Source organism: Stenotrophomonas sp. STEN018 (assembly GCF_056760235.1).
This window is the reverse complement of sequence record NZ_JBRREK010000008.1, coordinates 95,246-112,160: the sequence shown is the minus strand read 5'-3', so window position 1 is coordinate 112,160 and position 16,915 is coordinate 95,246. Positions and strand designations below refer to the sequence as shown.

General features: G+C 64.3%; 18 protein-coding genes. 14 read left to right on the top strand and 4 right to left on the bottom strand.

Annotated elements, in window-relative coordinates:
- Positions 1–194: 194 nt before the first annotated feature.
- The 5 genes from ACVOMB_RS05230 (at position 195) to ACVOMB_RS05210 (ending at position 3,647) form a co-directional block, all read left to right on the top strand.
- Complete coding sequence (locus ACVOMB_RS05230) at positions 195–782, top strand: 5-formyltetrahydrofolate cyclo-ligase (protein ID WP_481530204.1); 588 nt, start codon at positions 195–197, stop codon at positions 780–782.
- The gene (locus ACVOMB_RS05225; protein WP_481514466.1) at positions 779–1,261 is read left to right on the top strand and encodes an EVE domain-containing protein; all 483 of its coding nucleotides are present in this window, start codon (positions 779–781) and stop codon (positions 1,259–1,261) included. Before ACVOMB_RS05230 ends, ACVOMB_RS05225 begins: the two co-directional genes overlap by 4 nt.
- 130 nt (positions 1,262–1,391) lie before the next feature.
- Positions 1,392–2,039, top strand: coding sequence for a ribose-5-phosphate isomerase RpiA (rpiA, locus tag ACVOMB_RS05220; RefSeq protein ID WP_481517731.1), 648 nt, complete (start codon positions 1,392–1,394; stop codon positions 2,037–2,039).
- Positions 2,040–2,274: 235 nt separating this feature from the next.
- A complete protein-coding gene (locus ACVOMB_RS05215; RefSeq protein ID WP_481530203.1) occupies positions 2,275–2,733 on the top strand; it encodes a DUF192 domain-containing protein in 459 nt (152 codons plus the stop codon).
- Between the two features lie 65 nt (positions 2,734–2,798).
- On the top strand, positions 2,799–3,647 hold the full coding sequence (locus ACVOMB_RS05210) for a SirB1 family protein (protein WP_481530202.1): 849 nt from the start codon (positions 2,799–2,801) through the stop codon (positions 3,645–3,647).
- 216 nt (positions 3,648–3,863) lie between these two features.
- On the opposite strand, the gene ACVOMB_RS05205 is transcribed toward ACVOMB_RS05210, so the two are convergent.
- The gene (locus ACVOMB_RS05205) at positions 3,864–4,055 is read right to left on the bottom strand and encodes a rubredoxin (RefSeq protein WP_481530201.1); all 192 of its coding nucleotides are present in this window, start codon (positions 4,053–4,055) and stop codon (positions 3,864–3,866) included.
- A 69-nt stretch (positions 4,056–4,124) separates the two neighbouring features.
- On the opposite strand from ACVOMB_RS05205, the gene thiE reads away from it, so the two are divergent.
- Positions 4,125–4,751, top strand: a complete 627-nt coding sequence (gene thiE / locus ACVOMB_RS05200; RefSeq protein ID WP_481530200.1) for a thiamine phosphate synthase — start codon at positions 4,125–4,127, stop codon at positions 4,749–4,751.
- Positions 4,752–4,949: 198 nt separating this feature from the next.
- The gene (gene hemL, locus ACVOMB_RS05195) at positions 4,950–6,242 is read left to right on the top strand and encodes a glutamate-1-semialdehyde 2,1-aminomutase (RefSeq protein ID WP_481530199.1); all 1,293 of its coding nucleotides are present in this window, start codon (positions 4,950–4,952) and stop codon (positions 6,240–6,242) included.
- Between the two features lie 120 nt (positions 6,243–6,362).
- On the opposite strand, the gene azu is transcribed toward hemL, so the two are convergent.
- The gene (gene azu, locus ACVOMB_RS05190) at positions 6,363–6,800 is read right to left on the bottom strand and encodes an azurin (RefSeq protein ID WP_481530209.1); all 438 of its coding nucleotides are present in this window, start codon (positions 6,798–6,800) and stop codon (positions 6,363–6,365) included.
- Positions 6,801–6,952: 152 nt separating this feature from the next.
- Here azu and ACVOMB_RS05185 point away from each other — a divergent pair, with 152 nt between their 5' ends.
- From ACVOMB_RS05185 to ACVOMB_RS05165, 5 genes are all read left to right on the top strand, one after another.
- Complete coding sequence (locus tag ACVOMB_RS05185; protein WP_481530198.1) at positions 6,953–7,549, top strand: HAD-IA family hydrolase; 597 nt, start codon at positions 6,953–6,955, stop codon at positions 7,547–7,549.
- A 76-nt stretch (positions 7,550–7,625) separates the two neighbouring features.
- Positions 7,626–8,744 carry a DJ-1/PfpI family protein gene (locus ACVOMB_RS05180; protein ID WP_481530197.1) on the top strand — a complete coding sequence of 373 codons (1,119 nt, stop codon included), beginning with the start codon at positions 7,626–7,628 and terminating at the stop codon, positions 8,742–8,744.
- A gap of 3 nt (positions 8,745–8,747) precedes the next feature.
- Positions 8,748–9,446 (top strand): response regulator transcription factor, encoded by a 699-nt coding sequence (locus ACVOMB_RS05175; RefSeq protein WP_481530196.1) that lies wholly within the window; start codon positions 8,748–8,750, stop codon positions 9,444–9,446.
- On the top strand, positions 9,443–10,735 hold the full coding sequence (locus ACVOMB_RS05170; RefSeq protein ID WP_481530195.1) for a sensor histidine kinase: 1,293 nt from the start codon (positions 9,443–9,445) through the stop codon (positions 10,733–10,735). Before ACVOMB_RS05175 ends, ACVOMB_RS05170 begins: the two co-directional genes overlap by 4 nt.
- Positions 10,732–12,564 carry a serine hydrolase domain-containing protein gene (locus tag ACVOMB_RS05165; protein ID WP_481530194.1) on the top strand — a complete coding sequence of 611 codons (1,833 nt, stop codon included), beginning with the start codon at positions 10,732–10,734 and terminating at the stop codon, positions 12,562–12,564. The genes ACVOMB_RS05170 and ACVOMB_RS05165 overlap by 4 nt, the downstream gene beginning before the upstream one ends.
- Before the next feature lie 129 nt (positions 12,565–12,693).
- On the opposite strand, the gene ACVOMB_RS05160 is transcribed toward ACVOMB_RS05165, so the two are convergent.
- Positions 12,694–13,923, bottom strand: a complete 1,230-nt coding sequence (locus ACVOMB_RS05160; protein WP_481530208.1) for an acetylornithine transaminase — start codon at positions 13,921–13,923, stop codon at positions 12,694–12,696.
- 70 nt (positions 13,924–13,993) lie between these two features.
- Between ACVOMB_RS05160 and ACVOMB_RS05155 the strand changes: the two genes are divergently transcribed.
- The gene (locus ACVOMB_RS05155; RefSeq protein ID WP_481530193.1) at positions 13,994–14,857 is read left to right on the top strand and encodes an ion transporter; all 864 of its coding nucleotides are present in this window, start codon (positions 13,994–13,996) and stop codon (positions 14,855–14,857) included.
- A 386-nt stretch (positions 14,858–15,243) separates the two neighbouring features.
- Here ACVOMB_RS05155 and ACVOMB_RS05150 read toward each other — a convergent pair whose 3' ends face one another.
- On the bottom strand, positions 15,244–16,059 hold the full coding sequence (locus ACVOMB_RS05150) for an SDR family oxidoreductase (protein ID WP_481530192.1): 816 nt from the start codon (positions 16,057–16,059) through the stop codon (positions 15,244–15,246).
- A gap of 142 nt (positions 16,060–16,201) precedes the next feature.
- Between ACVOMB_RS05150 and ACVOMB_RS05145 the strand changes: the two genes are divergently transcribed.
- Positions 16,202–16,876: a hypothetical protein gene (locus tag ACVOMB_RS05145; RefSeq protein ID WP_481530191.1), complete on the top strand. Its 675-nt coding sequence runs from the start codon at positions 16,202–16,204 to the stop codon at positions 16,874–16,876.
- The last annotated feature ends 39 nt before the right edge of the window (positions 16,877–16,915 follow it).

The following is a 16,915-nucleotide window of genomic DNA, read 5'->3' as shown; positions in this document are numbered from 1 at the left end:
CCGGCAAGGTGGCCTTGGTCGCGGTTATGAGAAAGATGCTGGTCATCCTCAATGCTCGTAAACGAGATGCGGAGGCCGCTATGGCCTCCGGCTGACAAGACAGTTGCTACAAAGGCTTGGCTCCCCAAGTGCTTCACCCTTACCCTCACCTCTTTCCCGCTAGAAGAACGGCTTCCAAGCCTCGACCTTCGCAAATGACCGATCCCCGCCAACTCCTCCGCCAACAACTGCGCCAGCACCGCCGCGACATCCCCGCCGCCGAACGCATCGCCGCTGCCGAAACCCTCGCCACGCACCTGCTGTCCCTGCCTTTCGCAGGGCTCAGTGGCCATGTCGCCGGCTACTGGGCGATGGACGGCGAGATCGCCCTGCACCGCTGGCAGATGCAGTTGCCGCCGCAGCAGACCTATTGCCTGCCGCTGCTGCACGGCAAACTGCTGCGCTTCGCCCCTTGGCGGCCCGGCCAAGCATTGGTCAGCAACCGTTATGGTATTCCCGAGCCTGATGTGGACCCTGCGCAGGCGCTGCGGCCGGAGGAAATGGCCTTGGTCATCGCCCCGCTGGTCGGCTTTGATGCTGGCGGCCGTCGGCTGGGCATGGGGGGCGGCTGGTATGATCGCAGCTTCGCATTTCGGCAGCGCCAGGCCGCGCCGCCGTGGCTGGTGGGGGTAGGTTTCTCCGCCCAGCAGGTGCCGTCATTGCCGGTCGAGGACTGGGATGTGGCGGTGGATGCCATCTGTACCGAGCAGGCCACTCTCTACCCGGAATCGTTGAACGCATGACCGCCCGCAAGCGCTATTGGCTGATGAAGTCCGAACCGGACGCCTTTTCCATCGACGACCTGCAGCGCGTGGGCACCGAACCGTGGAATGGCGTGCGCAACTACCAAGCGCGCAATTTCATGCGCGATGGCATGAAGGTCGGCGACGGCATCCTGTTCTACCACTCCAATACCAAGGTGCCGGGCATCGTCGGCATTGCCACGGTGGCCAGTGAGGCCTACCCGGACGACACCCAGTTCGATCCCGAATCCGATTACTACGACCCCAAGAGCACGCGCGAGCAACCGCGCTGGATGCTGGTGGACGTGGGTTTCGAGCGTAAGCTGGCGCAGGTGATCGCGCTGGACGAGATCAAGCTGCATGCCGAGGAACTGGGCGAAGGTTTCCCGCTGACCGCCAAGGGCAACCGCCTGTCGGTGTTCCCGGTTACCGCCGCACAGTGGAAGCTGCTGCTGTCGCTGGAAAAGAAAGCCAAATAATTCCCTCTTGTGGGAGCGTCGCTGGGTGGCCTCGGGCCATAAGCCGCGAAGCTGACAACGTTTCAGATTCCCGGCTTCGCGGCTTACGCCGCTCCTACAAAACATGTTTTCCAACCTGATTGAGCCCACCATGTCTGAAGCCAAGCGCCTGGCCGCCGAAAAAGCCATCGAGTACGTGCAGAAGGGAATGATCGTCGGTGTCGGCACCGGTTCCACCGTTGCCTACTTCATCGAGGCCCTGGCCCGCATCAAGGACCAGATTGAAGGCGCGGTCTCCAGCTCCGACCAGAGCACCGCCCTGCTCAAGGGCCACGGCATCGAGGTGCTGGACCTGAACCACACCGGCGGCCTGTCGCTGTACGTGGACGGCGCCGACGAGTGCGACGGCAACAAGAACCTGATCAAGGGCGGCGGTGCTGCACTGACCCGCGAGAAGATCATCGCCGAGGCCAGCAAGCAGTTCGTCTGCATCATCGACCCGAGCAAGCAGGTCAAGGTACTGGGCAAGTTCCCGCTGCCGGTGGAAGTTATCCCGATGGCGCGCAGCCTGGTGGCCCGCGAGATCCTGGCCCTGACCGGCGGTCAGCCGGTATGGCGCGATGGCGTGACCACCGACAACGGGAATCTGATTCTGGACGTGCACAACCTGGCCATCACCGACCCGGTGAAGCTGGAGCAGCAGCTCAACCAGATTCCCGGCGTGGTCACCGTCGGCCTGTTCGCCCGCCGCCCGGCTGACGTTGTCATCATCGGCGGCGAGCCGCCACAGGTGCTGTAAGCCAAGCCAGCAAAGCTGCCGCTTTGGCCTTGGCTTGGGCTTTGACTTTAGCCTTGGCTTCGGCTGTCGCTTTGGCCGCTGTTTTTTGCTTTGGCTTTGGCAGCTGCTTTAGCCTTGGCTTGTTGCTCTTCCCTTCTCCCGCAAGCGGGAGAAGGTGCCCGAAGGGCGGATGAGGGGAAGCTTTTGACTTCCACCGGACCCGTCCGAAGGCTCCCCTAGGAACCAGGTCCCAACCATGCCCAAATCCTTCCTGCGCACCATCGTTGCCCTTTCCCTGCTCGCCCTGACCGGCTGCGCCAGCGCCGACGGCAAGCACTGGGTGGAACTGGCCGGCACCCGCTACAACGTGGAACTGGCGCAGAACGACGAAACCCGCGCCCGCGGCCTGATGTTCCGCGACCAGATGGACGCCGACCACGGCATGCTGTTCGTCCACGACCGCGAGGAACCGCAGGCGTACTGGATGAAAAACACCAGGATCCCGCTCGACATCCTCTACTTCGACAGCCAGCGCCGCCTGGTCAGCCAGCAGCGTGATGTGCCGCCGTGTTCGGCCGGCGACATGTGCCCGCCCTACCCCAGCTTCAACCCGGCCCTGTATGTGCTGGAACTCAACGCCGGCCAGGCCGCCAAGCTCAAGCTGGAAGACGGTGCCGAGTTGACCTTCGGCCCGGGCATCACCAGCGGTAACTGACTCACAGCCACAAATTGAACAGCGGCGCCCTTGAACCGGCGCCGCTTTGCCGCCAGTCTTGGGGCATGTCTGAAACACGCATTACCCTGCCGCAGTGGGAAGAACTGGCCGGCTTGCCCGATGAGGCACTGCCGCTGCTGCCGACTGCCCTGCTGATCGCCCGCGACGAATACCCGCAGCTGGACCCGGCCGCCTATGATCGCGTGCTGCAGGCCCATGCCGATCACCTGCGGGTGGAAGTGGACGCCATTGGTGAATGGCCACTCAAGGTTGCCGCGATCAACAACCACCTGTTCAACGAGGTCGGTTACAGCGGCGACAACGAGGAGTACTACGACCCGCGCAACAGCTACCTCAACGAGGTGTTCGAGCGCCGTCTGGGCAACCCGATCTCGCTGGCCTTGGTGCAGATTGAAGTCTCGCGCCGGCTCGGCCTGCCGCTGGAAGGCATTTCCTTCCCCGGCCACTTCCTGGTGCGGCTGCCGGTCGAAGACGGCGTGCTGATCATGGACCCGTTCAACGGTGGTCGCCCGCTGGGCGTGGATGAACTACGCGAGCGCGCACGCAGCAACCTGGGCGGTGAAACGCCCGACGACAGCGTGCTGGCACAGATCCTGGACCCGGCACCGCACCGCGCCATCCTGATGCGCATGCTGCGCAATCTGCACGGCGTCTATGCCGAACGCGGCGAATGGGACCGCGCTGCACGCAGCGCCGACCGCATCCTCAAGCTCATCCCCGAGCAGGCCGATGCCGTACGCGATCGCGGCCTGGCCTATGTGCAACTGGAGCACCTGGCCGGTGCCCGCACCGACCTGGCGCGCTACCTGAAGATGGCGCCAGAAGCCGCCGATGCCGTCAGCATCCGCGAGCGTCTGGTTGAGCTGGGTAGCGAACGGCCGAGGCTGCATTGAGCCGTGCGTTGCCTGCCTTGCCGCTTGTAGGAGCGGCGTGAGCCGCGAAGCCACTGCGGCATCCGAAGCCATGGATCAACGCGGCATTTCCGCAGAAGCCGCTTTGTGCAGGGAACGCCAGAGCGGTCCTTCGGCAGGCAAATGTTCTTTACCGGCTTCGAATGCCGCAGTGGCTTCGCGGCTGACGCCGCTCCTACAAACCGGAGGTTGCGCGGCTCAATCCAGCTCGACCATCTCGAAGTCATCCTTGGTCACGCCGCAGTCCGGGCAGGTCCAGGTGTCGGGCACGTCTTCCCAGCGGGTGCCCGCAGCGATGCCTTCTTCCGGCAAGCCCTCGGCCTCGCTGTAGATGAAGCCGCAGACGACACACATCCAGTTGCGCAGGGTGGAGGCCGTAGCGTCGGACATCGGGGATAATCACCAGACAAAGAAGCGGCGTTGATTGTCACACTCCCTACGCCGTACCGGTAGCCATACATGACCCAGCTTGCCGACGCCCGTGGCGTCTACCTGATCACCCCCGACGAAACCGACAGCACACGCCTGCTCGAGCGGGTCCGTCCGCTGCTGGCCGGCACCCGCTGGCTGCAATACCGCAACAAGGCCGTCGATGCGCCCACCCGACTGGCGCAGGCCACCGCCCTGCAGGCGCTATGCGCCGAGGCCGGGGTGCCGCTGATCATCAACGACGATGCCGCACTGGCCCTGCAGGTCGGCGCTGCCGGCGTGCATCTGGGCGAAGACGACGGTGACATCGCCGCCGCCCACGCCCTGCTCGGCCCGCAGGCCATCATTGGCGCCTCCTGCTACGACGAGCTGGCCCTTGCCCAGCGCGCGGTTGCAGCTGGCGCCAGCTATGTGGCCTTCGGCGCGTTCTACCCGAGCCGCAGCAAGATCACCCCACGCCGAGCAAGCCCGGAGCTGCTGCGACAAAGCGCCGCACTGGGCGTGCCACGGGTGGCGATCGGCGGTTTGACCCCGGACAATAGCCGGCCTGTGGTGGAAGCTGGCGCGGATCTGATCGCGGTGATCAGCGGCGTGTTCAGCGAGGCCGATCCGGTGGCCGCGTTGGAGGCTTATCGGCGCTGTTTTAGCGCTGCCTGACTCCCACAGCCCTCACTATCTCTGCCATTCCCTTCTCCCGCATGCGGGAGAAGGTGCCCCAAAAGGGGCGGATGAGAGCGCTTTTGACGTTTGCTCGCTAGAAGCTTCCCCTCACCCCAATCCCTCTCCCGCAAGCGGGAGAGGGGCTAACGCCAAGCTCAGCTCTTCGTTGTTGTTGATACCTCAAAGGACTCACGCATGAACCACGCCCAATCCCACGCCCTGTTCACGCGCGCACAGACGCTGCTGCCCGGTGGCGTCAATTCACCGGTGCGTGCATTCAAGTCGGTCGGCGGCGAACCCTTCTTCGTGCAGCGCGCCGATGGCGCCTACCTGCATGACGTGGATGGCAACGCCTATATCGATTACGTCGGCTCCTGGGGCCCGATGATCGTCGGCCACAACCACCCGGCCGTGCGCGAGGCCGTGCAGCGGGCCATCGGTAATGGACTGTCGTTCGGTGCGCCGTGCGCGGCCGAAGTGACCATGGCCGAGACCATCACCCAGCTGGTGCCGTCCTGCGAGATGGTGCGCATGGTCAACTCCGGTACCGAGGCCACACTGTCGGCAATCCGTCTGGCGCGCGGCGCCACCGGCCGCAACAAGATCGTCAAGTTCGAAGGCTGCTACCACGGCCACGGCGACTCGTTCCTGGTCAAGGCCGGCAGCGGCATGCTGACCCTCGGCGTGCCGACCTCGCCGGGCGTACCGGCCGGGCTGAGCGAACTCACGCTGACCCTGCCCTATAACGACTTCGAAGCCGCCACCGCCTTGTTCGAGCAGCAGGGCGCCGACATCGCCGGCCTGATCATCGAACCGGTGGTGGGCAACGCCAACTGCATCCCGCCACGTGAAGGCTACCTGCAGCACCTGCGCGCGCTGTGCACGCAATACGGCACGCTGTTGATCTTCGACGAAGTGATGACCGGTTTCCGCGTTGCCCTGGGTGGCGCGCAGGCGCATTACGGCATCACCCCGGACCTGAGCACCTTCGGCAAGATCATCGGCGGCGGGATGCCGGTGGGCGCCTACGGCGGTCGCCGCGAGCTGATGTCGCAGATCGCACCAGCCGGCCCGATCTACCAGGCCGGCACCCTGAGCGGCAATCCGGTGGCCATGGCCGCTGGCCTGGCGATGCTGCAGCTGGTGCAGGCGCCGGGCTTCCATGAGCGTCTGACGGCGGCAACCAACACGCTCTGCGATGGTTTGGAAGCGGCAGCGCGCGATGCCGGCGTGGCCGTGACCACCACCCGCGTCGGCGGCATGTTCGGCCTGTTCTTCACCAGCGAGAAGGTGGAGACCTATGCGCAGGCCATCGCCTGTGACATCAACGCCTTCAACCGGTTCTTCCACGCCATGCTCGAGCGCGGCGTGTTCCTGGCACCGTCTGCTTACGAGGCCGGCTTCCTGTCCAGCGCACATGACGATGCGGTAATCGAAGCCACGCTGGTTGCAGCGCGCGAGGCGTTCAAGGTAGTTGCTGCGGGTTGATCAGTCCACAGCGACAATGATCGAAATAAAGCCCTTCTCCCGCCCGCGGGAGAGGGGTTGGGGTGAGGGCAGCTGTTACTCTGAAGCTTCTCGAACCCAAGATTCGAACAGCTCATCAGCTTACCCAAAAACCAGCTTGCCCTTCATCATTCCCCAATGCCCCGGGAACGAGCAGAAGAAGGTGTAGTCGCCACCACGCGTCAACTTGCTGGTCGCAAAGCGCACCTGCGTGGTCTGCCCACCGCCGATCACCGGCGTGAACGCGATCACCCGCGCATCATTCTTGGGCAGATAACTGTCAGCCAACGTCGAACGCATGCCCGCAGTGGCGACCTGTTGGAAATCCGGCGTGCGCGTCAGCACCCAGTTATGCCCCATCGCGGTAGCCGGCATCCTGCCAGTGTGCTTCAAGGTCAGGTCCACCTGGGTGCAATCGGTGGCCACGCGGATCTGTGGCAGCGAAAACTGCATGCGGTCATTGCTCTCAATGGTGACCGCACAGGTGCGCGCAAGCGCAGGCACAGCGGGCAACAGGCCAACAAGGGCCAACAACAGCAAGCTGGAACGCTTCAAGGTGAACTCCGGAAAATGACAACTACAGTGTCTGAATTCTAGGCAAGCCCAGCAGATTTAACCTGTGACGCGATGTCGCAGGCTGCGCGCAGCTGCCATGCCAGCGATACTGAAGCCCCGCTCCTGCCTTGCCACCCATGCAACGACCGCACGCCTTACTGCTGGATTTCGACGGCCTGCTGGCCGATTACGATCACCGTATCCATCTGCGCCAGCTTGCCGATGCTGCTGGCTGCACGCCTGAGCAGGTGGATGCCGCGTTGCGCACGGACGGGCTTGAGTTCGCCCATGCCCGCGGCGAACTGGATGGTGAGCAGTTGCTGCAGGCCTTGAATCAACGCTTGGGCAGCACGTTGGGCGCGGCCCACTGGCACGCTGCACGGCTCGCCGCCAGCAAGCTGCGCAGCGATTGCATGGCGGTGCTGGAGCGCGTGCATGCGGATGTGCAGGTTGCGGTGCTGACCAATAATGGCCTGCTGACGCGGCCGGTGATCGAGCAGTTGCTAACTGGCCGTCGCGTGCTCTGCAGCGCAGCGCTGGGAGTACGCAAACCGGACCCAGCAGCGTATCTGGCCGCCTGCGCGGCGCTTGGCTGTGCGCCTGGACGAAGCCTGTTCGTCGACCATCTATTCCGCAACGTACAGGGCGCGCGCGAAGCCGGACTGCATGCCGATACTGCGTTTCACGCGCAGTCGTTACGGCGCCTGCTCAAGCGCAATCACCTGCTGCGCTGACTTGGTTTTTCGCAGCGATTGAAATTCATTTGATATCCGTTGGCGACACTGGCGTCCCAAGCCACTGGAGCCACCGATGAACCTGCCCTCACGATTATTGCTGTCCGTCCTGTTGCTGGCGCCGGCATTGCCACAGCATGCATCGGCGGCAACGGACAAGGTACTGATCGTTGTCAGCGGCGAAGGCAAGGATGCCGGCAAGCAGCGCCCGGGCTATGAGTTCGATGAGCTGTCGCAGGCCTGGCTGGTGTTCAAGGCCAACGGCCTGCAGGTGGAGGTCGCCAGCCCCAAGGGCGGCGCAGTGGATGCCGACAAATACAACCCGGACGAGCCCTTCAACGCAGCCTTGCTGGCTGATGCACGGGCGATGCGGCAATTGGCCGACACCAAGGCCACCACCGCGGCGAAGGCCTCCGACTACGCCGCGGTATATGTGGTCGGTGGCAAAGGCGCGATGTTCGACCTGCCCCGCGATCAGGCTCTGCAGCAGCTGTTGGCCGAGGTCTGGGACAACGGCGGCATCGTCGCCGCGGTCTGCCACGGTCCGGCCGCCTTGGCCGAGGTACGACTGGCCGATGGCAGCCTGCTCGTTGCGGGTCGCCAACTCACCGGCTTCAGCAATGAGGAGGAGGCGGTATTCGGCAAGAAGTGGGCATCCCAATTTCCGTGGCTGCTCGAAGACGCGCTGCGCCAGCGCGGCGCGCAGTGGCAGGAAGCACCGTTGATGATGCCGAAGCTGGTGGTGGATGGGCGCTTGATCACCGGCCAGAACCCCTACTCCACCACCGCCGTGGCAGAAGCCATTGTTCGCGCCACCGGCCGCACACCGGTCGCCCGCACACCATGGCGCGATGAAACCAGCATGACCCTGGTGGAACGCCTGTTGAGCGGCGACGCGCAAGGCGCACGTGCTGCACTGGCGGCCGATACCTCGCGCCATCACATTGAGCTGATCGGCATCCTCGGCTATTACCAGGCACAGGCCGCAGCCAACGATGCCGCCTTGGAGCAGGCCTTGCAGGTCATGAAACTGGCGCTACCGCACATGCACGAAGCACGCCTGAAACTTGCTGCTGCCGAAGCACACCTCAAACTCAATCGACCGGCACAGGCTCGCGCCCTGGTACTCCAGGCACTGGCAAGCAATCCGAAGCTGGAACAGGCTCAAGCCCTCCTGCAACAGATCGACGGTTGAGCCATGCCCCTGCTTGCCCTGCGCATTATGGTGATCGAGGACAACCGCCTGCTGCGCGACAACCTGCATGCGCTGCTGTCCGCGCATGGCTTCCGGGCCAGCTTCGCCGCAGACGGCCGCAGCGGCCTGCAGATGGCGCTGACCGAACCACCGGACGTGCTGGTACTGGATCTGGGCCTGCCCGGCCTTGACGGGCTGCAGGTCTGCCAGCGCCTGCGTGTCGAGTCCGACCGGCATGTCCCGATCCTGATGCTGACCGCACGCGATGCGCTGGACGACCGCCTGCTCGGCTTCCGCAGCGGCGCCGATGATTACCTGGTCAAGCCTTTCGCAGGTGAGGAACTGGTGGCTCGCTGCCTGGCCTTGTCGCAACGCCATCGCGTCGGTCAGGAACATGTGTTGCGCATAGGCAGCCTGCGGATTGATCGCCGCAGCCACGGCGTGCAACGCCATGGCCAGCACATCGAACTGCACCAGACCAGCTTCGACATCCTGCTTGCGCTGGCCGAAGCATGGCCGCGCACGTTGACCCGCAGCGATCTGGTGCAGCGCCTCTGGGGCGATACCCCACCCGACTCGGACCCACTGCGCACGCATCTCTATCTGTTGCGGCAAATGCTGGACAAGCCTTTTGCCACACCGATGCTGAAGACCGTACATGGCGTCGGCTTCCGCCTTGAATCCGATGAGGGCGTATCGTGACGAACCCATCCTCGACGCCACGCAAGCGCCTGCGCAACCGGCTGATGCTGGCCTTCGCCGCTTTCACGCTGGTGGTCGCCACACTGTTTGGGCTGTACGTGGCGGTATTCGCCTATGCGGTTGAGGACATGTTCTTCAACGGGCTGCTGGAACGCGAAGCCAACGAACAGCTGCAGCATCATGCGCAGACCCGTGCGTGGAAGGCACCACGCGAATCATGGATGCAGGTAGTTGAGTCCGCATCCCTCTTGCCCGACAGCATCGCCAGCACCCTTGCGCACGAGCCGCGCCGGCGAGAATTCCCGGGCAGCGACGGTCGTCACTACCATCTGCTGCGGCTGCAGACTGATGATGCCGCCGCGCCTGCCTGGCTGCTCGCCGAAGTAAGCCAATTGCTGGTGGTGCGGCCACAGCGCGCGGCCTTGCTGCAGTTGCTGGCCTGGTCCGGGGTGGCGGTGATCGCGCTTGCATTGCTGCTCGGTGCCTGGCTGGCACGTCGCACTACCGCACCGCTGTCGCGGCTTGTCCAGCTCGTCGACAACGCCGGGCCCGACCACTTGCCTGCCGTGCACGCGCAGCGTTTTGCCGATGACGAAGTCGGCGTGCTGGCGCGTGGACTGGAGGCTTTGATCACCCGCATCCGTGCCTTCGTCATCCGCGAGCGCGAGTTCACCCGCGATGCCAGCCATGAACTGCGTACGCCGTTGACAGTCATACGTGGAACCACCGAGCGTCTGGCCCGTGATCCGTCGTTGTCGCCAGCGGCACAACAGGGGCTGTCACACATTCGCCAGTCCACGCTGCAGCTGGAACAAACCATCAGCATGCTGCTGGCCTTGGCCCGCGAACAGGCGCTGCCTGCCACTGGCGAAGCGAACAGATTGTTGCCGGTGATCGAGCGCGTGATTGTCGAACAATCGCCGCTGCTGGACGACAAGCAGATCGAGCTGGACATCGACGTCGCGTTTGCCGAAAACAGCACCCTGCCGCTGGCAGTACTGCAGGTATTGCTCGCCAACCTGATTGGCAACGCCTTCGCCCATACAACGGCCGGCTCGATACGCATCGCCGTTGAGGGCGAACAGCTGCGCGTCATCAACCCCGGTGATGGCATCAGCGACCATGCATTGGATGCCTTCAGCAAGGGAGCGAACAGTACTGGCTTCGGACTGGGGCTGGCGATCGTGCAACGGCTTTGCGAGCAGCACGGCATTGCCTTGGACATCCGCCACGATGACGGGCTTACGTCGGTCGCCTTCCCGCTCATGCCAGCGCGAGCCACGCCATGAAGACCTTTCTGCAGACTATTCTGCTGTGCGTATCCGTCTTGGCGGCACCTTTTGCCGCAGCCAACGACAGCAGCAAACTGCAAGCCGACATGCAGCGCATCATCGATGAGGAAGGTCTGCAAGGTGTGGTCTGGACTACCGTCACTGCAGATGGCCGCGCTGCGAACGGTGCCGCAGGGGTACGTGATGCAGTCACCCGCTCGCCCATGCGGTCCTCCACGCGCGTGCACGTTGGCTCGGTTACCAAAGCCGTACTTGCCCTTGGTGTGCTGCGCATGATCAGCCAAGGTCGCCTTTCATTGGAGACACCGGTGACACAGGTGGTTCCGGCAATCGGCTTTGATAATCCCTGGGAATCCACGCACCCGGTACGTGTGCGCCATCTGCTTGCGCATACAGCTGGCCTGGAGAACCTAAAACTCGGCCAGTTCTTCAGTCTCAAGGCTACCGCTGACGTGCCCTTGGCGATCGCATCTGGTACGGACCGCGCGCCGCTACGCGTCCTCAGCCAGCCTGGCAGCCGCTTCAGCTACTCCAACCTCGGCTACACCGTGCTGGGGCAGGTGATCGAGGCCGTCAGCGGCGAACGCTACGAAACCTGGATGGACCGGGAAGTACTGGCCGCGCTGGGTATGCGAGAAAGCACGTTCACCTACACCACGCAGACCGGATCGCACGCAGACCCGCATCTTGCGATGGGCCACTTTGAGCAGGCGCGTCCCGCACCGGCCGTACCCACTTTTCTGCGTCCCGCCGCGCAACTGACCACCACCGCGGGTGACATGGCGTTGTTTGCCAGCTTCCTGCTTGGCGACGGCAGCAATGCAAGGCAGCCCTTCATCGCAATGGAGCTGATGCAGGCGTTGACCGCACCAGCTGGAACCGAGGCCGTGCGCGCTGGCCTGCCACTCGGTCATGGGCTGGTGCTGGTCGGACGCGACCGGCACGGCCAGGTTGGCGGCTGCCATCCCGGCAACACCATCGGCTACTGGGCGATGCTGTGCATATTTCCGCAGCAGCGCAGTGCTTTCTTCGTCGCCACCAACACCGACAACGAAGACGCCGAAAACGAAAGACTCAACCAGCGGCTTGTCGAAGCACTGGCACTGCCGCCCATTGCTTCGGCACAGGCTGCATCGCCTACTACAACCTCGCTGTCAGGGTGGGATGGCCTGTACATCCGTTCACCACAGGCAATGCCTGCAGTTGCGCCACTGCAGGCGCTGACCGACTTCGTCCGCGTGGACACTGTTGGCGACCAGCTCCGTCTACGTTCGCTGTCCAGAGATACACAGCTGCTGCAGCCGCTCGGCAATCAACTTTTCCGCGCGCACGGCCGGGTTCTAGCCTCGCATGTGCTGTTGATTGGCGAAGACGGTGTACGTGTTCTGAGCGACGGACTGCGCAACCATATGCGCGTTCCTGCCTGGCGCATCATCGTGCCGGGACTGCTGCTGTCCATAACCGTGGTCGGCGTTGTCATCATGATGTTGGCCGGTGTTGTGTTGGCGATACGCGGAAAGCTGCGTTGGCAGCATCCGGTTCTCCTGCCCTTCCTTGCCGGGACGGCCTTGCTGCTGTCAGCAGCCTTGTTCTATCGGCAGTCCCTGTTGGAACTGGGTGACAGGACTGTGGCGAGCGTGACGCTGGCCGGCGTGAGCTTGCTGCTGCCGGTGGCGCTGGTGACAGGAACCGCAGTGGGGCTGCGTGGATGGCGACGCGCCGACCGCGGTACGCGTCTGCTGACAACATGCCTGTTAGCGACACTACCCGGTGTTGGGCTGCTGGTTGCATGGCAGTTGCTGCCATTGCGGCCATGGCTGCTCTAAATACCCGCCCCTGACCCTGCGTTGGCTCAGACCGCAGATAAGCGATGCCCCCGAGTGACCGCAGCAAGCGGTACACGTCGAGGGCATCAAGTTTCCGTAGCACTGTACTCGCCAGTGCTATCGCTTGTTTCACCCGCGTGAGGCGATATAAGCCGCGATCGCCTCGCGCACGCGCTTCAGGCCTTCGGCCACTTCCTCATCGGTGATGTTCAGCGCCGGCACGAAGCGCAGCACGCTGGTGCCGGCCTGCAGGATCAGCACCTGCTTCTCGGCCGCCAGATCCAGCAGCACGCCGATGTCAGCCACGTACTCGGGCTTGAGCACCGCACCCAGCATCAGGCCCATGCCGCGCACCTGCTCGAACACGCCGAACTCTGCACCGATAGCCTCCAGACCGGCCTTCAGCGCGGCCGACTGACGCAGCACATTGGCCTTGATCTCGTCGGACGACAGCTTGCGCAGCGCCACGCGGGCAACCGCCGCTGCCAGCGGGTTGCCGCCGAAGGTGCTGCCATGCGCACCAACGCTCATCACCTCGGCAACCTTGGGGCCGGCCAGCATCGCGCCGATCGGGAAACCGCCGCCCAATGCCTTGGCGAGGGTGACGATGTCCGGGGTCACGCCCCAGTTCCAATGCGCGAACAGCTCGCCGGTACGGCCCATGCCAACCTGGATTTCATCCAGCACCATCAGTGCGTCGTGCTGGTCGCACAGCTCGCGGCCGCGGCGCATGAACTCGGCGCTGGCCGGCATTACCCCACCCTCGCCCTGCACCGGCTCGAACATCACCGCGGCAACATCGCCACCAGCCATCGCTTCCTCAAGCTGGGCGACGTCGTTGAAGTCGACATAACGGAAGCCACCGGGCAGCGGCTCGTAGCCTTCCTGGTACTTGGGCTGGGCAGTAGCGGTCACTGTGGCCAGGGTGCGGCCGTGGAAGCTGCCACGGAAGGTGACGATGAAGCGCTTCTCCGGGCCGCGCCCCTGCGCGCTGGCCCACTTGCGCACCAGTTTGATCGCCACTTCATTGGCTTCGGCGCCGGAATTGCACAGGAACACGCGCTTTGCGAAACGCGAGGCGTCCACCAGCTCCTGCGCCAGGTGCAGCGGCGGCTCGCTGTAGAACATGTTGCTGGTATGCCAGAGCTTGTCGGCCTGCTCGAACAGCGCGGCCTTCAGGTCCGGGTTGTTGTGGCCCAGGCTGCATACCGCGATGCCGGCGGCCAGATCGATGAACTCACGGCCCTGCGTATCCCACAGTCGTGCGCCCTGACCTCGCTCCAGCACCAGCTGGCGCGGCCGGTAGACCGGCAGGTAGTAATTGGACAGGGACAACAGCGGCTCGACGACAGCGGTCATGGCGTTCCAGATCAGTGGGTGTGAACGGTCCATTGTCCTCCATTCCGTGGGCCTGCGGCACAATGGGTACATGCGACTGTTCTCTGCCCCCCAACTGAACCCGGCCAGCGACAGCGGTTGGCGCCGCCGCTGGTTCGACATCATCCACCGCACCGACACCCCGCCCTCACGCCGTTTCGACCTGCTGCTGGTCTGGGCCATCCTCGCCAGCGTGCTGGTGGTGATGTTCGACAGCGTGCAGCGCATCCACGTGGCCTGGGCCACCGGCTTCTACATCGTTGAATGGGCTTTCACCCTGCTGTTCACCGCCGAGTACGTGCTGCGCCTGCTGGTGGTGCGGCGGCCACTGCGCTATGCGTTCAGCATCTGGGGGATCATCGACCTGCTGGCGATCCTGCCGTCCTATATTTCCTTCTTCATCCCCGGCACCCAGAGCCTGCTGGTGGTGCGCGTACTGCGCCTGCTGCGGGTATTCCGCATCCTCAAGCTGACCCGCTACATCGAGGAGAGCGGCGTTCTGATGGCGGCGCTATGGCGCAGCCGTCGCAAGATCCTGCTGTTCCTGTCGATGGTGGTCACCATCGCGATCATCGCCGGCGCCTTGATGTACGTGATAGAAGGCCCGCAGTACGGTTTCAGCAATATCCCAACCAGCATGTACTGGGCGGTGGTGACGATGGCCACGGTGGGCTTTGGCGACATCGTCCCGCATACCACGCTGGGCCGCTTCATCACCTCGGCGCTGATCCTGATCGGCTACAGCATCCTGGCTGTGCCGACCGGCATCTACACCGCCGAACTGGCCGGCAACATGCTGCGCGAAAGCCGCCACGACAACCGTGGCTGCACGGTCTGCGGGCATGAGGGGCACGAGTTCAAGGCGCAGTACTGCAATCGCTGTGGGCATGTGTTGCCAGAGCACATCGAGCATTGAGGTGTGTTGCAGGGTTTTGTAGGAGCGGCGTAAGCCGCGAAGCTGGCGGTGCGTAGTGGGGGGGGGGGGGGGGGGGGGGGGGGGGGGGGGGGGGGGGGCGGGGGGGAGGGGGGGGCGGGGCGGGGCGGGGGGGAGGGGGGGGGTGGGCGCCCCGCCCGCCCCGCGGCCGGCCGCGGGGGGGGGGCGCGCCCCCCCCCCCCCCGCCCCCCCCCCCCCCCCCCCCCCCCCCCCCCCCCCCCCCCCCCCCCCCCCCACTACAGGTGTGGCATTCCCGGTGAAGCCCCTGCCGAGCATGGCTCGGCACTACAGGTGAGGTATTCCCGGTGAAGCCTCTGCCGAGCATGGCTCGGCACTACAGGTGAAGCCTTCCATCCTTGGGAAGGCAATCAGAGAAACAGATCCGGCATCAGCGGCCGCGTCGGGTCCATCGCGTAGCCCGACAGATCGGTGATGCCCGCTTCGGCCAGCACCTCGTCATCCAGCAGGAACTGTCCGCTGAAGCCGGCCGCGGTACGGGTCAGCACCGCGTGTGCGGCATCGGCCATGATTTCCGGCTTGCGGCAGCCGCCCACATCCACGCCCGGAATCATATTGATCGCGTCGGTAGCAATCACTGTGCGCGGCCACAGCGCATTGACTGCAACGCCCTTGCGACCGAACTCAGCTGCCAGACCCAAAGTAACGAAACTCATGCCCATCTTGGCCAGGGTGTACCCGGTATGCGGACCCCACCATTTCGGGTCGAGGCTGGGCGGCGGTGCCAGGGTGAGGATGTGCGGGTTAGGCGCCTGCAGCAGGTGCGGCAGGCAAGCCTGCGCGCATAGGAAGCTGCCGCGCGAGTTGACCTGCTGCATCAGGTCGAAGCGCTTCATCGGCGTGTCCAACGTGCCGCGCAGCCAGATCGCCGAGGCGTTGTTGACCAGGATGTCGATGCCACCAAAGGTGTCCACGGTTGCAGCGACCGCCGCATTGACCTGGTCTTCTTCGCGGATGTCGCACTTCAGCGCCAGACCCTGGCCACCTGCTGCTTTGACCGCCTCGGCAGCGGTATGGATAGTGCCCGGCAGCTTGGGATTGGCGACCGCCGACTTGGCGGCGATGGCGACGTTGGCACCATCGCGTGCAGCACGCAGGGCGATGGCCAGGCCGATGCCACGCGAGGCGCCGGTGATGAAAAGGGTCTTGCCTCGCAAGCTGCTCATATGCACTCCGGAACCGGTAAGAAAGCAATCCGCATTATGCCGATACCAGCACCCACGCACAGTCCTGCGGTTTGTTGAAGGATCGACACTCAGGGTTCATATGGCTTGCCGATACTGGTGCGGTATCGCGCAAGGACTCCCGATGAAAACACTGCACCTGACTGCTCCGTTGCTGCTCGCCCTTGGGCTTGTGGCCTGCCAGAAGCCACACCCCGCCGCCGAAGTACCTGCGGCGGCCAAGGATGTCACCACGCAGACCACAGGGCTGAGCGAAGAAGCCGCCCGAATCGGTCCCAACGCAGTATGGACAGGCTCGATCGAGTCCTGTCGTACCGACACCGCAGCCGACAACTGCCTGCTGGAGGTTATGCGCGCCGGTGCTGCCTCACCGGCCGCTTTGACGGCTGCCAGCACCTTGTCCGCGCAGGGCAAGCCCGGCTATGTCACCGCATGGCAGAACGTCGAAGGCGTTGGCGTGGCCACGCTGGAATTCCCGTTCCGCGCCAATACCAACGAGGGCACCTGGCTGGTGGACGCCAATGGCTTGGCCATCGACGTGGACGAGGAAGTGCTCGATGAGGCGGCACGCGGCTCGGCTGCCTACAAAGCGTTCGCCAGCAAGCACCCCGACTCCGGCCCGTTCGCACCTGCATTGGCTGCCGGCACTGAAGCGCTACCCGATGGCGGAGTGCGCCTGCGCTACACCACACCACTGCGCAGCTGCCATGCCTGTGCCGACGATGGACAGGTGACCATCGGTTACGACTTCGACAGCAAGCGCAGCTTCAAAGGCAAGCAGTTGCTCGAACTGCGCTGAGCCTGCGCAGATTGCCGGGGTAGTGCTGGCTATACATTT

What these genes read in the sequence shown, in the direction of transcription:
- ACVOMB_RS05230 (WP_481530204.1), top strand. Translation starts at nt 195, where the DNA reads ATGACCGATCCCCGCCAACTCCTCCGCCAACAACTGCGCCAGCACCGC.
- ACVOMB_RS05225 (WP_481514466.1), top strand. Translation starts at nt 779, where the DNA reads ATGACCGCCCGCAAGCGCTATTGGCTGATGAAGTCCGAACCGGACGCC.
- rpiA (WP_481517731.1), top strand. Translation starts at nt 1,392, where the DNA reads ATGTCTGAAGCCAAGCGCCTGGCCGCCGAAAAAGCCATCGAGTACGTG.
- ACVOMB_RS05215 (WP_481530203.1), top strand. Translation starts at nt 2,275, where the DNA reads ATGCCCAAATCCTTCCTGCGCACCATCGTTGCCCTTTCCCTGCTCGCC.
- ACVOMB_RS05210 (WP_481530202.1), top strand. Translation starts at nt 2,799, where the DNA reads ATGTCTGAAACACGCATTACCCTGCCGCAGTGGGAAGAACTGGCCGGC.
- ACVOMB_RS05205 (WP_481530201.1), bottom strand. Translation starts at nt 4,055, where the DNA reads ATGTCCGACGCTACGGCCTCCACCCTGCGCAACTGGATGTGTGTCGTC.
- thiE (WP_481530200.1), top strand. Translation starts at nt 4,125, where the DNA reads ATGACCCAGCTTGCCGACGCCCGTGGCGTCTACCTGATCACCCCCGAC.
- hemL (WP_481530199.1), top strand. Translation starts at nt 4,950, where the DNA reads ATGAACCACGCCCAATCCCACGCCCTGTTCACGCGCGCACAGACGCTG.
- ACVOMB_RS05185 (WP_481530198.1), top strand. Translation starts at nt 6,953, where the DNA reads ATGCAACGACCGCACGCCTTACTGCTGGATTTCGACGGCCTGCTGGCC.
- ACVOMB_RS05180 (WP_481530197.1), top strand. Translation starts at nt 7,626, where the DNA reads ATGAACCTGCCCTCACGATTATTGCTGTCCGTCCTGTTGCTGGCGCCG.
- ACVOMB_RS05175 (WP_481530196.1), top strand. Translation starts at nt 8,748, where the DNA reads ATGCCCCTGCTTGCCCTGCGCATTATGGTGATCGAGGACAACCGCCTG.
- ACVOMB_RS05165 (WP_481530194.1), top strand. Translation starts at nt 10,732, where the DNA reads ATGAAGACCTTTCTGCAGACTATTCTGCTGTGCGTATCCGTCTTGGCG.
- ACVOMB_RS05160 (WP_481530208.1), bottom strand. Translation starts at nt 13,923, where the DNA reads ATGACCGCTGTCGTCGAGCCGCTGTTGTCCCTGTCCAATTACTACCTG.
- ACVOMB_RS05155 (WP_481530193.1), top strand. Translation starts at nt 13,994, where the DNA reads ATGCGACTGTTCTCTGCCCCCCAACTGAACCCGGCCAGCGACAGCGGT.
- ACVOMB_RS05150 (WP_481530192.1), bottom strand. Translation starts at nt 16,059, where the DNA reads ATGAGCAGCTTGCGAGGCAAGACCCTTTTCATCACCGGCGCCTCGCGT.
- ACVOMB_RS05145 (WP_481530191.1), top strand. Translation starts at nt 16,202, where the DNA reads ATGAAAACACTGCACCTGACTGCTCCGTTGCTGCTCGCCCTTGGGCTT.